Origin of the sequence: Xanthomonas sp. WHRI 1810A, assembly GCF_040202885.1 — a bacterium.
Lineage (GTDB): Bacteria > Pseudomonadota > Gammaproteobacteria > Pseudomonadales > Pseudomonadaceae > Aquipseudomonas.
Genome location: NZ_JBEGED010000005.1, coordinates 101545 through 114876, shown reverse-complemented (window position 1 = coordinate 114876; position 13332 = coordinate 101545). Strand labels below are relative to the sequence as shown.

At 61.0% G+C, this 13332-nt stretch carries 11 protein-coding genes; 4 read left to right on the top strand and 7 right to left on the bottom strand.

Going from position 1 to position 13332, the window contains the following annotated elements; genetic code table 11:
• Positions 1-2: 2 nt before the first annotated feature.
• Complete coding sequence (locus ABQX22_RS09800) at positions 3-1634, bottom strand: methyl-accepting chemotaxis protein (protein ID WP_349798912.1); 1632 nt, start codon at positions 1632-1634, stop codon at positions 3-5.
• Positions 1635-2240: 606 nt separating this feature from the next.
• Between ABQX22_RS09800 and ABQX22_RS09795 the strand changes: the two genes are divergently transcribed.
• The gene (locus ABQX22_RS09795) at positions 2241-2633 is read left to right on the top strand and encodes a response regulator (protein WP_349798910.1); all 393 of its coding nucleotides are present in this window, start codon (positions 2241-2243) and stop codon (positions 2631-2633) included.
• 17 nt (positions 2634-2650) lie between these two features.
• On the opposite strand, the gene ABQX22_RS09790 is transcribed toward ABQX22_RS09795, so the two are convergent.
• Positions 2651-3271 carry a TetR/AcrR family transcriptional regulator gene (locus ABQX22_RS09790; protein WP_349798908.1) on the bottom strand — a complete coding sequence of 207 codons (621 nt, stop codon included), beginning with the start codon at positions 3269-3271 and terminating at the stop codon, positions 2651-2653.
• Positions 3272-3408: 137 nt separating this feature from the next.
• On the opposite strand from ABQX22_RS09790, the gene ABQX22_RS09785 reads away from it, so the two are divergent.
• The 3 genes from ABQX22_RS09785 (at position 3409) to ABQX22_RS09775 (ending at position 7560) form a co-directional block, all read left to right on the top strand.
• The gene (locus ABQX22_RS09785; protein WP_349798906.1) at positions 3409-4350 is read left to right on the top strand and encodes a DUF808 domain-containing protein; all 942 of its coding nucleotides are present in this window, start codon (positions 3409-3411) and stop codon (positions 4348-4350) included.
• A gap of 32 nt (positions 4351-4382) precedes the next feature.
• A complete protein-coding gene (locus ABQX22_RS09780; protein WP_349798905.1) occupies positions 4383-4610 on the top strand; it encodes a hypothetical protein in 228 nt (75 codons plus the stop codon).
• Positions 4611-4740: 130 nt separating this feature from the next.
• Entirely contained in the window at positions 4741-7560 is a 2820-nt protein-coding gene (locus ABQX22_RS09775) for an RHS repeat domain-containing protein (RefSeq protein WP_349798904.1), read from the top strand.
• Between the two features lie 38 nt (positions 7561-7598).
• Here the strand turns inward: ABQX22_RS09775 and ABQX22_RS09770 are convergent, their stop codons facing one another.
• The 5 genes from ABQX22_RS09770 to alc all read right to left on the bottom strand — a co-directional run bounded on the left by ABQX22_RS09770 (position 7599) and on the right by alc (position 13300).
• On the bottom strand, positions 7599-8387 hold the full coding sequence (locus ABQX22_RS09770; RefSeq protein WP_349798903.1) for a hypothetical protein: 789 nt from the start codon (positions 8385-8387) through the stop codon (positions 7599-7601).
• A gap of 381 nt (positions 8388-8768) precedes the next feature.
• Positions 8769-10124 carry a nucleobase:cation symporter-2 family protein gene (locus ABQX22_RS09765; RefSeq protein WP_349798901.1) on the bottom strand — a complete coding sequence of 452 codons (1356 nt, stop codon included), beginning with the start codon at positions 10122-10124 and terminating at the stop codon, positions 8769-8771.
• A 176-nt stretch (positions 10125-10300) separates the two neighbouring features.
• Positions 10301-11617: a urate hydroxylase PuuD gene (locus ABQX22_RS09760; RefSeq protein WP_349798899.1), complete on the bottom strand. Its 1317-nt coding sequence runs from the start codon at positions 11615-11617 to the stop codon at positions 10301-10303.
• Between the two features lie 50 nt (positions 11618-11667).
• Positions 11668-12168 carry an ureidoglycolate lyase gene (locus ABQX22_RS09755; protein ID WP_349798897.1) on the bottom strand — a complete coding sequence of 167 codons (501 nt, stop codon included), beginning with the start codon at positions 12166-12168 and terminating at the stop codon, positions 11668-11670.
• A 136-nt stretch (positions 12169-12304) separates the two neighbouring features.
• On the bottom strand, positions 12305-13300 hold the full coding sequence (gene alc, locus ABQX22_RS09750) for an allantoicase (RefSeq protein WP_349798896.1): 996 nt from the start codon (positions 13298-13300) through the stop codon (positions 12305-12307).
• Between the last annotated feature and the right edge of the window lie 32 nt (positions 13301-13332).

Sequence of the window (13332 nt, the reverse complement as noted above, 5' to 3'; positions counted from 1 at the left end):
TGTCACACCCGAAACTGGCGCAACAACCCGTTCAACTGCTCGCTCAGCCCTTTGAGGTGCACGCTGGCCGCGGTGGATTGCTCGGCCGCCATGGCCGTGCTTTGCGACAGTTGCGCGGCCTGGGTGACGTTGGCGTTGATGTCTTCGACCACGTGGGACTGCTCCAGCGTCGCGCTGGCAATCGAGGCGTTCAGGCCATTGAGGTTACGCAGTGCCTGACTGATGGACGTCAGGCTCTGGCCGGCCAGGTGCGCCTGTTCGATGGTCAGTTGCGAGGCACGGCTGCTGTCGCCGATGACTTTTACTGCGGCGTCGGAATGGGTTTGCAGGCGTTCGATCATGCCCTGGATTTCCGCCGTGGATTTCTGCGTGCGTTGAGCCAGCAGGCGCACCTCGTCCGCCACCACCGCAAAGCCCCGACCCTGGTCACCGGCGCGGGCCGCCTCGATGGCGGCGTTCAGCGCCAGCAGGTTGGTCTGTTCGGCAATCGAACTGATCACCTCCAGCACGCTGCCGATCTGCGTGCTTTCGCGGGACAAGGTGCGAATCACCTCAACCGCCTGATCGATGGTGCCGGACAGGTAATCGATCTGCTTCAGGCTGCTGTCGATGTTGGCCTGGCCCTGTTGCGCCTGGGACTCGGCGTCGCGCATTTCACTGGCCGCGTGCTCGGCGTTCTTGGCCACGTCCTGCACGCCGTAGGTCACCTCGTTGACCGCCGTTGCCACCAGATCCATTTGTTGCGATTGCTGTTGGCTGCGGGCCTGCGCCTGATCGGCACTGCTGCCCAGCTCCGTCGACGCCTGGCCGAGGCCGACCGCCGACGCCTGCAGCTGGGTGATGACCTGGCGCAGTTTGGCGGTGAAGGCGTTGAAGTGCCGGGCCAGTTGCGTGACCTCGTCATTGCCGTCGGTGTGCAGGCTGCGGGTCAGGTCGCTTTCGCCGCTGGCAATGTTGGCCATGGCCTGGACCGTGGCGTTGAGCGGACCGACGATGCTGCGGGCAATCAGGATCACCAGCAGGGCCATGATTACGACGATGCTGAGGCTGATCGCCGCGGCTTTCACCACCTGTTGCTGGAACTCGGCCTCTACGTCATCGACGTAAACCCCGGAGCCGATGATCCAGCCCCAGGGCGCGAACAGCGAGATGTAGGAGGTCTTGGCCACTGCATCGGTCGCGCCCGGCTTGGGCCAACGGTAGTTGACCATCCCGGCGCCCTTGGCCTTGGCCAGGGTGACCATTTCGTTGAACACCTGAAAGCCGTCCGGGTCCTTGATGGCGGACAGGTCCTGACCCACCAGTTTGGGGTTGGCCGGGTGCATGATCATCACCGGGCGCAGGTCGTTGATCCAGAAATAGTCGGTCTGGTTGTAGCGCAGGCCGCGTAACGCATCCATCGCCTGCTTCTGCGCCTGCTCGGTGGTCAGGCTGCCGGCGGTTTCCAGGCCATGGTAGTAATCCAGCAGTCCGCTGGCGGTCTGGACCACGTGCATGGTCTTGAGCGCCTTGGCGGCATACAGGTCGTCGTGGACCTGTTTGAGCATGGCCACGGCCATGGTGCAGAGCATTAACACAGCGACGATAAGGATCAGCCATAGCCGCCGGCTGATCGAGAGGTTGCGCATGTTCATAACCGTCACTCCGTTTGTTTTATTGTTGTGTGCCCGTGGCCCGAAGGGTTGCCTGATGACCGCGTCAAAAGGCGCTGCCCATAATGGGTTGGTTCTCTACAGGCTCTCGGCGTCTGGCGGAGAAACCTGAGGCCGGCGCCCGGTTTTTCCTACGCAACTCCCGGCAATGGCGTAATTGCCCTAAGCGCTTTCAGGAAGCCAGCGACAAACACGCGGGTATGGCGAATCGCTTACACGAAGTCGAGAGCTTCGCTCTATGGCGCACGCCGGCAACCCGGTAGATTTGGATCCATCAACTGCAGCGAAGGAACCGCCGCAGGATCAAGGACGATCGACCATGGCCCGGAGGGCTGCCGACAGGATGTTGGGATGGTCTTGGAAAAACCCGCTTCGGCGGGTTTTTTGTTGCCTGCGACAAAGTGACACCAGGCACTCATTTGCCCGCAGAACAGGGTCATCCACCGCTCTGTTGTCAGTCTTCCGACCGATTGTCATCAGGAAATGGAATTTCCTGACTTTCTGCCGCTCACAGTACGGACACAACCCGTGTCCAGGACAGGGCCGGCCGGGCAGGCATTGGGAAAATTAATTGTGGATGCAACGTCAATGGCAGCATTAGAGCAGAACAAAGGACTTATCCTCGTCGTTGAGGACGAGTCCATCATTCGCGATTTCGTATGTGAAATCCTTGGCGACGAGGGCTTCGCCACGTATGCGTTGGAAAGCGCCGACGCCGCCAAGACGTACCTTGATGAGCACGCCGACAGTGTTTCGCTGTTGTTGACTGACATCTTGATGCCCGGCGCCATCAACGGTGCCGAACTGGCCAATCTGTCAGGCACCCAGTGGCCGCAGATACCGATCCTGATCATGTCCGGCCATGAAACGCCCGAAAGCTCCGGCGTGGTTCATGAAGTCACGTTCATCCGCAAGCCCTGGAGTTTCGGCCAGCTGCTGGACGGCGTCGACAAAGCCCTGCAGATGCAGAAAACCAGTTAAGCAGTCGGCGCTGTCGATCAGTCCAGCGCCTGCGTATCCGGTTCGCATCCCTTTAGCACCAGCCGAATGATTGTTTCGGCTGCCGCCTCGTAATCACTGTCTTCCAGTTTTGCCTTGCCCGTCACTGTCGAAATCTGCCAGTCGAAGTCGGCGTACGTCTGCGTCGCGGCCCAAATGCTGAACATCAGGTGATGAGGGTCCAGCGGCGCGATCAATCCCCTGTCAATCCAGCCCTGAATACACGCGATGTTGTGTCGGGCCTGCCCGTTCAACTGTTCAATCTGATCGGCTGTCAGGTGCGGCGCGCCGTGCATGATTTCGCTGGCGAAGACTTTCGAGGCAAAGGGCAGGTCGCGGGAGATGCGGATCTTGGAGCGGATATAGCCACTGAGCACGTCGGCCGGAATCCCTTCGCGATTGAAGGGCGTCGACGCCTGGAGGATGGGCTCGATGATGCTTTCCAGCACCTCGCGGTACAGGTTTTCCTTGGATTTGAAGTAGTAGTAGACGTTGGGCTTGGGCACCCCGGCCTTGGCGGCGATGTCGCTGGTCTTGCTGGCGGCGAATCCCTTGTCGGCGAATTCTTCACTGGCCGCGCGCAGGATCAGGGCTTTGTTGCGCTCGCGAATGCTGCTCATAGACCGGAATGTTCCTTGCCTGTTCGGCGGTCGCGCATGGTAGCACCGGCCTCGCGGCGGGCTCAAGATTGGTGCACGGGCACACCGGCAACGTTGCACAGGTTATGCTCGGGCCAACTCTCTACAGGAAACACCCCATGGCAGGAAGCAGCTTGCTGGTCTTGATCGACGACATCGCCACCGTGCTGGACGACGTTGCACTGATGACCAAAATGGCGGCGAAGAAGACCGCCGGTGTGCTGGGTGATGACCTGGCGCTCAATGCACAGCAGGTCTCCGGGGTCCGCGCCGAGCGCGAGTTGCCCGTGGTGTGGGCGGTGGCCAAGGGCTCGTTTATCAACAAAGTGATCCTGGTGCCCACTGCGCTGGCCATCAGCGCGTTCATTCCCTGGGCGGTCACGCCGCTGTTGATGATTGGCGGCGCTTATCTGTGTTTCGAGGGCTTTGAAAAGCTCGCCCATAAATTCCTTCACAGCCCTGCAGAAGACGATGCCGGCCACGCAAAGCTGAGCGAAGCCGCCGCCGACCCCGCGACCGATCTGGTGGCGTTCGAAAAGGACAAGATCAAGGGCGCGGTGCGCACCGACTTCATTCTTTCGGCGGAAATCATCGCCATCACCCTGGGCACCGTGGCCGATGCGCCGCTGATGCAGCAAGTGATCGTGCTGTCCGGCATCGCCATCGTCATGACCATCGGCGTCTACGGGCTGGTGGGCGGCATCGTCAAGCTCGACGATGGCGGGCTGTACCTCAGCGAACTCAAGGGTGAGGGCGGCACGCGCCGGGCGCAAAGGGCGATTGGCCGCGGGGTGCTGGTGGCCGCGCCGTACATGATGAAAAGCCTGTCGGTGATCGGCACGGCCGCGATGTTTCTGGTGGGCGGCGGCATCCTCACCCACGGCATCCCGGCGGTGCATCACTGGATCGAAGAAGTGACCCACGCCACGGCCGGGGCCATTGGCGGGTTTTCGGTGGTGATCCCGACCCTGCTCAACGCGGTGGCGGGCATTGTTGCCGGAGCCCTGGTGTTGCTGGTGGTGTCGGTGGTCGGCAAGGTCTGGCGCAAAATCAAAGCCTGAACGGCACCTGAAATCGCGAGGATGGGACGTCGATGACGAGTAACAGCCCTTTGTTTTCCAGCGTGGTTGCCTATGCCCAGCACTGCGAACGGCAGCTGGTGGAAATCCTGCACCGCAGGCCCAACCTCGATCGCCAGCAGGTGATGACGTGGGTGGACGAACAAAGCCACGCCATGACCGACCGTGACCCGCTTGACCTGCTGCGCTCGATCAATGCCAGGGTTCGGGCGGGCAAGCCGCTGCCGTGGGAAGAGCGCTAGAGCAGGCGCGCCGACGTCCCGAACCCGCGCCGCTGCGGTTGATGGCGCCCAGACCGTATGTCGTGTCCAGGGTTACGTGAGCGCCGGGTTGTCTAGTCTCAATTGAACAGAGACAGGACGTCCGGCGCACATGAAGCTCCATTCCCATACCCCCACGCTGTCCATTGCCGACCCCCGTGGCCTTTCTGTGCGGCAGGTTGCCTACTGCCGTACGGCAATCGGTTCGCGCGCCGAGCCACGTATCGTGCGTCAGTCTTTCGATGTTTCCAGTCGATTGGTTTGCTGTACGGATCCCCGCCTTGATCAGCCCAGTTTGTCAAAGGTGTACACCCTGTCTGGGGACGTCGTGTTTGAAGACTGCGCCGATGCTGGCTGGCGGCTGAGTCTTGCGGCGGTTGGCGGACATACGCGCCGGTCATGGGACAGTCGCGGTAGCCACTCAATGACCGAGCATGACGCGTTGCTACGGCCAACGGCCGTTACCGAGCAGTTGAAAGACGCGACGGGTCGGGTGGTTGAACGTTTTTGCTATGGCGACAGCAGTGAGCAATCAGCCGCGCACAATCGCTGCGGGCGGTGGGTGCGACATGATGATCCGGCGGGCTGCACCGACATTCTGGATTATGGACTGGCGGGCCAGCCCGTGATGGAGGCGCGGCGTTTTCTCGCCGACCTGGAGATCCCTGACTGGCCGGCCGCACTCCAAGAGCGGGACCGTTTGCTGGAGGCCCAACAGTATCGCTCGGCAACAGTGTTCGACGCCTCGGGCGCGATGATCCGCCAGCGGGATGCACTGGGTCATGGGCAGGCGCTTGAGTACACCTGTGCCGGACAGCTCAAGGCCATGCATTTGCATTTGGCGGGCGCGCAGGTCGAGCAAACGCTGATCAGCGACATTCGCTACAACGCGCAGGGCCATGTCGAACGCGAGACCGCAGGCAACGGCGTGGTCATCAGCGCATGTTACGAGAAGACAACCGGCCGGCTGAGCAGATTGCTGGCGCAGTCGGCCGACGGCAAAAAACACCAGGACCTCAACTATGGCTACGACCCCGTCGGTCATGTCGTGAGCATTGAGGATGCGGCTCAAACCAGGGCGTTCTACGCCGGCCAGCAAACGTTTCCAGTCAATCGCTATGCCTACGACAGTCTGTATCAGTTGCTCGAAGCCACCGGCCGCGAGTCGGCGGCGACGCGCCAGGGGCCGGATTTTCCCCTGGCACGTCAATCCCTGGACCCCGATAACCTGGTCAACTACACCCAGCGTTTCGACTATGACGCCGCAGGCAACCTGCTGGCCAGGCATCACACCGGCACCGAGACCTGGCGTATGGCCGTGTCGGCAACCAGCAACCGAAGCCTGCCGCAACGGGCTGACGGCTCGCTGCCGACCGATGACGAGATCGCGCAGGCATTCGATGGCAATGGCAATCTTAAGACGTTGCAACCCGGTCAGCTCATGACATGGGACGCGCGAAACCAGCTCAGCGAAATCACCGCCGTGGTCCGTGAGGATGGACCGAACGATAGCGAACTTTATCGTTATGACGGCAACGGGCAGCGTGTGCGCAAGGTCCGGTTCAGTCAGGCCAAAAACCGCAGCCTGACGGCCGAAGTGCGTTATTTGCCCCACCTTGAAATCCACCGCAACGCGGCGACGGCGCAAGTGTGGCAGGTGCTGACGGTGGGCGTCGGGCGCTGCAGCGTGAGGTTGCTGCACTGGGAATCCGGCAAGCCCGAGGGCATCGATAACGATCAGTTGCGCTACAGCCTGGGGGATCACCTGGGCTCAAGCACACTGGAACTGGACCATCAAGCGAAGCTGATCAGCCATGAAGGCTATTACCCCTTCGGCGGCACGGCCTGGTGGGCGGCGCGCAACGCCCTGGAAACCCGCTACAAGACAGTGCGCTATTGTGGCAAGGAGCGCGATGCAACGGGGCTTTATAACTACGGGTTCAGGTACTACGCGCCGTGGCTGCAGCGGTGGATAAGCCCGGATCCTGCCAGGAACGTGCAGGGACTTAATCTTTATCAGTTTGTCGGTGGCAATCCGCTTTGCAACATCGAGAAAGATGGACGTGTTTATGAGGGCGTCGATGACATATACGAGCGCAAGATGAAGTCCGATGGCGACGCTATTCAATGGAGAGGACTGGATCAGTCGACTTTCCACAATCCTGAAGCTTACGGGATTGTAAAGCGCGCGCTTGCAGAGGGTCGGCAGGTATTTGAGGACGCGGTCAGCATGGCGAACGAGGATCCGACGACAACTGCACAAATCATGCGGCGCTACTTCGGTTACTACCACCGTGAGGCATCACCGGCTGTGATCCAGGCGTGGACTCAAACCGGGAAGCTGATGAACCATTACGCTTCCGACGCGGGGGATGCGAAGTTTGTTGGCGTAGTGCCTGCCTCTCAGGGCGAGCTGGCTGCAGTGTTTCCAGGCGATCGGCTGGGTCGGGTTGTCTTGAATACGGCCGAGCTGCATAACGCCGATTTTCCGGTGACATTGGCCCATGAGATGACCCACCTTGGGGTCGTAGACAGTTTTGCCAACGATACCGGGGCGCGCACCCAGGATAATTTTTATCTCGTAGGGCAAGGGTACAAATGGCTGACAGGCCGATCTTCTAATCCTTTTCAGGTCCCGGCAGAAGGTGTGTCTGAAGTGCTGGTCAATGGCGGAATGCGCGACCTTTATTTCAAGTACTCGAGAAGTTCTCAAGCAAAATTTACCGCCCGGGTTCGTCTACTGCATCACGCACCGCAAGCAGTGACCGATTTCAGTTCAGCGGTTAAAGCGTTTAATCAGAATTCGAATATTGCCTCGGTAATGGCCTCCGAAAATGCGGACAGTATTACTTTCTCCGCCTACAGCCTGCATCACCACTACCGAAGTCGATATCCCGGCAGATTAAATGCGCCCACCGATAACCTCAGGTGAAGGGGGTGCTGGCATCGACATGCCGCACCCTTGAGTCATTAGAAAAACACTTTCACCAGCAAACTCGCGGTGTTCTGGTCGGTGTCGAAGTAGCGGGTGTCGTTGATCCCGTACTTGTTGCTCCAGTAGTCATATTCGATACCCACGTACAACTGGCGCTCGGGCAGGTTGATGGCTTTGCCCAGGTCGTATTTGATCTGCGGGTTGAAGTGCAGGTTGGAGTGGTAGTCGCCGTGTTTGGTAGAAGATTTATTGTCCACGACCCAGTCCATGAAGCCGTCGATCAACACGTCCGACTTGCCCACCGGAATGGTGTACGACCAGACCGGGGTGATCTGCCAGGTGCCATTGCCAGCGCGCTGACCGTCGTGATACCGCTTGTAAAAGTTGAGCTGGAAGTAATCGAAGCCGGGAATATTGAAATCAAAACCGGGGCCGATCAGGTAAGACTCGACATCGCCTTCACCGAACTCGTACGTGGTGGCCAGCAGCACATCCTTGATCGGACCCAGTTCGAACTTGCGGTCGAAGATCTTTCCCATCGATAAGCGCGGGGAAATCTCGCCGTAGGTGGTCGCGTTACCGACGCCTGCGTCTGCCTTGCCGTTGTAGCTGATGTAATCCAGAAACACGAAGTTGTCCCCGTACTTCCAGCCATCGGCGTGTTCGTAAGTAAACGTCTGCTGTGTCTCAGGGTTGACTTCGAAGTTCTTGCCGTAGAGATACGTCAGGCTGTTGCTTTGCCATTGCAGCAGATCGTCAGCCATGGCGGGCCCGGCTGCCAGCACACTGCCGGCGACCATCAGGCTGGAAAACGTACGGTTCATGCGGTGCTCCCTTGTGTGTAAGTTGCCGGCTTTTCATTAAGCGGCCTGGTGTAGGGCGCTCTGTTCCGGCGCCTTGTCTGTTGCAGGTAATGCTGTCTGGTTGGTCAGCTTTGTATGCATAGCAAGAGCTGCGCCAATACCTTGAAAAAAGACGAAAAAGTGCCACGGCCCGCTGTTGGTGCGGACGATTCACGGGTTTGTTCGGTTAATCACGACGCGCAGGGGACGGGCCGGAGAGTTGTCCGCTCAGTCAGCTTGTTTCAGTCGGCGAAAGTGCCCCGGTTTCGAGCGGCGGCGGAGGATACCCATGGGCGGCTCAACCCTCAAGTGCGCCGCGACAGCGCACGTGTGACAAAAACGGGCAGGGCGGCTCGAGCGTCTTCACTGGGTATGGACGGGGCCGGCCATCGCCGCGCGTTCGGCACCGCCCAGCACGTTGAACAACAGGTTCAACAGCACGGCGCTGAGGGTCGCCATGGCGATGCCGCTGTGGGTGATGGGCCCCATCCAGTAAGGCATGTGGCTGAAGAACTCCGGGCGCACCACCGGAATCAGGCCCATGCCGATGCTCACGGCCACCAGCAACTGGTTGCGCCGGTCGCCGATGTCGGCCTCCTGCAGAATCTTGATGCCGGTGGCCGCGACCATGCCGAACATGGCGATGGCCGCGCCACCCAGCACGGCAGGCGGGATCGAGGCCACCAAAAAGGCCGCCTTTGGCAACAGGCTCAGGATGATGAGCAACGCACCGGCCACGGCCGTGACCGAGCGGCAGCGCACACCGGTCATCTGCACCAGGCCGATGTTCTGGGCGAAAGACGAGTGGGTGAAGGTGTTGAGGAAGCCGGCAAGGAATGAGGCGGCGGCGTCGCACAGCAAGCCGCGCCGCAGCATGCCGGGGGTGACCTCGCGGTCGGTGATCTTGCCCAGCGCCAGGAACATCCCGGTGGACTCCACGAAAATAATCACCACCACCAGGCACATGGACAGGATCGGCGCGAGGTGAAACTGCGGCAGGCCGAAGTACAGCGGCGTGACCACCTTGAGCCACTGCGCCTGGGCCAGACCGTTGAGATCCACCATGCCGACCAGGCCTGACAGCAGGTAACCCAGGCCCATGCCGATCAGCACCGAGATATTGACCCAGAACCCGCGCATGAAGCGGTTGATCAGCACGATGGTCATCAGCACCAGCGCAGCGACGCCCAGGTACATCGGGTTACCGAAATCGGTCGCCTTGCTGCCGCCCCCGGCCCAGTTCACCGCCACCGGGAACAGCGACAGGCCGATGGACGTGATCACGGTGCCGGTCACCAGCGGCGGGAAGAAGCGCACGACTTTCGACATGAACGGCGCCACCAGCATCCCGAAAAAGCCGGCGGCGATGGTGGCGCCAAAGATGCCTGGCAAGCCGACGCCGTCCATCCCCGCCATCGCCACCATGCTGCCCACCGCCGCGAAGCTGGCACCCATCATGATCGGCATGCGGATGCCCAGCGGGCCGATGCCGAGGGATTGCACCAGCGTGGCGATGCCGGCGACGAGCAGGTCGGCGTTGATCAGAAAGGCGATCTCTTCCCGGGAAAGCCCGGCGGCCTGGCCAATGATCAACGGCACCGCGACCGCGCCGCCGTACATCAACAGAACGTGTTGCACGCCCACCAGCATCAACTGCAGAAGGGACAGCGGCTGTCTTGGCGGCGCGGCAGGGATGCGCGCGTGAGTGGACTCGGACATGCAACACCTCATTGTTGTTATTTTGGGGTAGCAGGCTGGGACGCCTGGCGCTGTAGGAGCGCGCTTGCCCGCGATGGCGTCGTGTCAGCCGATGAATCTGTTATTGATCCACCGCCATCGCGGGCAAGCGCGCTCCTACAGGTCAATCATCGAACCGCAGCAATGCGGCCGATCGGTCAGTTCGTTCGCGCCCCCTTATCAATCCACTGCCCAATCAAATCGCGTTCCTGTTGGGTCATCTGGGTGATGTTGCCCAACGGCATGATCTGCGCGGTGACGGCCTGGGCTTGGATGCGCGGAGCCAGTTGTTGGATCTGTTGCGGGGTGTCGAACATGATGCCGCCCGGCGCGGTGCTGAACAGCGGGCTGGTGGGCTTGGCCGAATGACACACCGCACAGCGCTCCTGAATCACGCTGTGGACCTTGTCGAAATCGGCGCCGCCTGCCTGGGCCACTTCAGTCTGCGCCGGCGCAGCAGGGGCGGGCGCGGGTGCGACGTCAGGCTTGGGCTCGTCGGCGCGGTGGCCGCCAATCGCCGTCCCCGGCAATGGCTGATATTCAATCTTCGCCGGACCTGCGGTTTCCGGGCCACGGGGCATTTGCGCGGGGCCGGTGACGTACGCCAGGCAAATCATCCCCAACGCGCCCACCGGCAACGCCCACGCGTATTTATGGCTGTTGTGACGGGTGTTGAAATAATGCCGCACCACCACCGCGACCACCGCGATGCCGGCCAGGATCAGCCAGTTGTACTGACTGCCGTAAGTGCTCGGGAAGTGGTTGCTGATCATGATGAACAGCACGGGGAGGGTGAAGTAGTTGTTGTGCCGCGAGCGCAGCAGGCCTTTGGCGGGCAGCGACGGGTCCGGCGTGCGGTTTTCGGCAATCGCCGCGACCAGGGCGCGCTGGGCCGGCATGATGATGCGGAACACGTTGCCGACCATGATGGTGCCGATGATCGCGCCGGTGTGCAGGTACGCGCCGCGCCCGCTGAACACCTGGCTGAAGCCGAAGCACGCGGCGATGATCAGCACGAACAGCACCAGGCCCAGCAGGCCGGGGCGTTTGCCCAGTGGAGAATCACAGAGCAGGTCGTAGATGAACCAGCTGGCGATCAGCGAGCCGATGCCCAGCGCTACGCCTTCCGGGCCGGTCAGGGTGCTGCCGGGTGCAAGCAGGTACAAGACCGGGTTGGCGTAGAACACGACGCAGAGCAGCGCGACGCCTGACATCCAGGTCCAGTAGGCTTCCCATTTGAACCAGTGCAGGTTGTCCGGCATGGTCGGTGGCGCGAGTTTGTATTTTTCCAGGTGGTAGATGCCGCCGCCGTGAATCGCCCATAAGTCGCCGGACAATCCATCCCGCGGGTTGACCCGATTAAGGTTGTTCTCCAGCCAGACGAAGTAGAAGGATGCGCCGATCCAGGCGATCCCGACGATCATGTGAACCCAGCGCACGGCCAGGTTCAGCCATTCCATCAGATGTGCTTCCACAGTGTTTACCTCGGCCTGTCGCTACTTGCGAGCGCTCAGGCCCTTTCTTATCAATGGGGATCGAGCATCATCAGCTGATGCTCTTCGAAGAAATGCTCATCGCAGTTATTGCCTTCTCCACTGCGATCAACCACCAGGAAGTCATCCCGCTTTTCGATCGTCAGCACCGGGTGGTGCCAGACGCCGCGATGGTAATTAATGCCCTGCCTGCCGTTGGTGACGAAGGCGCGGGCCAACTCTGAGTCAGGTGCATCGCCACGTGGCGCGACCACGATCAGAAAGGGGTTGCCGAGCAGCGGGATGAAAGCCTGGCTGCCCAGCGGATGGCGTTCCAGCATGCGAATGGTCAGCGGCATCGGCAGCGATTCTGCGCGGAAGATGCTGATGATCGCCTTGTCGTCCGGCGTGGCGGTGTCCACCTCGGCCAGATGGTGAAAGCGCATGGTCGAGCCGTTGTTGATCATGAAATGGTCGCTGCCATCGGTTTCGATGACATCACCGAACGGGGCAAAGGCTGCTTTGGTCAACGGCTCGATAGTCAGTGTGCGCATGCTGGGGTCTTCTGTATTCATGATGAGTTGATAAACACCTGTAGGAGCGCGCTTGCCCGCGATGCGGTGTGCCAGCCGATGAACGTGTCACAGGCATATTGCAATCGCGGGCAAGCGCGCTCCTACAGACTCGGCATTACTTCGCAACCTTCCCCAACACCCGCAACCGGCTCACGCCGCCGTCGGGGAAGACGTTGAGGCGAATATGGGTGATCGGGCCAAGTGCTTTGATCTGCTCGGCGAAGCTGTGCTCGGCGTGCATCTCAAGCTTCTGGCTGGGCAGCAATTCGCGCCAGAACAGGCTCTGGGTTTCGATCTGGCTGTCGGTGCCGCCTTTGACGAATGCACCCTGGATCGAGCAGCTGTCCGGATAATTGCCCTTGAAGTGCAGCGTGTCGACGATCACCTGTTCCACCTCGCCAGCATGCCCCAACGCGACGATCACCCAGTCGTTGCCCGGCGTGCGCCGACGTGCGGTTTCCCAGCCATCGCCCATGTTGATGCCGCGGCCCGGGTTGAGGATGTTGCTCATGCGCCCGAAGTGCTCGTCGGAACAGGCCAGGGCACGGCCGCCATTGAGCGCCGCCGCCAGATCGATCTGCTCGTTGTCGCCGACGGTGGACCAGTCACGGTGCGGCACGCCGTACACCCGCAAGCGCGCCACGCCGCCGTCCGGGTAGATGTTGAAGCGCAGGTGGCTGTACGCCTGTTGGTCACCGATCTCGTGGTAGTGATGGCTGTCGCCTTTGAGCTCCACGGCCGGCAGCACTTCCGTCCACCGGGTGTGTTCGTCCGGTTCGCCGGAGGCCAGGAAGCAGGCTTCCAGCGACGCCGACGGCGGGTAATTGCCGGTGAAGAACGAGGTGTCGATGTCCACGCCCTTGATCGAACCGGCCACGCCCAGGCGGATTACCGCGCTGTCATACCCTTCAAAGCGCTTGCGACGCGACTCCCAGCCGTCCATCCACTTGCCGTTATCGTCGAACACCCCCTCCTTGAACACGGCCGGGGTTGGCTGGAACAGGCGGTTGGCATCGGCGAACCAGTCGTCGGTGACGGAAATGATCCTGGTGCCCAGGCGTGCGTCGGCCAGGTTGACGAATTTCTCGAAGGGTGCGGCGTAAGCTTTCATTCTTTTTGTCTGCCTTTTAATGGGTGGCGTGG

What these genes read in the sequence shown, in the direction of transcription:
- ABQX22_RS09765 (WP_349798901.1), bottom strand. Translation starts at nt 10,124, where the DNA reads ATGTCCGAGTCCACTCACGCGCGCATCCCTGCCGCGCCGCCAAGACAG.
- ABQX22_RS09800 (WP_349798912.1), bottom strand. Translation starts at nt 1,634, where the DNA reads ATGAACATGCGCAACCTCTCGATCAGCCGGCGGCTATGGCTGATCCTT.
- ABQX22_RS09775 (WP_349798904.1), top strand. Translation starts at nt 4,741, where the DNA reads ATGAAGCTCCATTCCCATACCCCCACGCTGTCCATTGCCGACCCCCGT.
- ABQX22_RS09755 (WP_349798897.1), bottom strand. Translation starts at nt 12,168, where the DNA reads ATGCGCACACTGACTATCGAGCCGTTGACCAAAGCAGCCTTTGCCCCG.
- ABQX22_RS09795 (WP_349798910.1), top strand. Translation starts at nt 2,241, where the DNA reads ATGGCAGCATTAGAGCAGAACAAAGGACTTATCCTCGTCGTTGAGGAC.
- ABQX22_RS09780 (WP_349798905.1), top strand. Translation starts at nt 4,383, where the DNA reads ATGACGAGTAACAGCCCTTTGTTTTCCAGCGTGGTTGCCTATGCCCAG.
- alc (WP_349798896.1), bottom strand. Translation starts at nt 13,300, where the DNA reads ATGAAAGCTTACGCCGCACCCTTCGAGAAATTCGTCAACCTGGCCGAC.
- ABQX22_RS09770 (WP_349798903.1), bottom strand. Translation starts at nt 8,387, where the DNA reads ATGAACCGTACGTTTTCCAGCCTGATGGTCGCCGGCAGTGTGCTGGCA.
- ABQX22_RS09785 (WP_349798906.1), top strand. Translation starts at nt 3,409, where the DNA reads ATGGCAGGAAGCAGCTTGCTGGTCTTGATCGACGACATCGCCACCGTG.
- ABQX22_RS09790 (WP_349798908.1), bottom strand. Translation starts at nt 3,271, where the DNA reads ATGAGCAGCATTCGCGAGCGCAACAAAGCCCTGATCCTGCGCGCGGCC.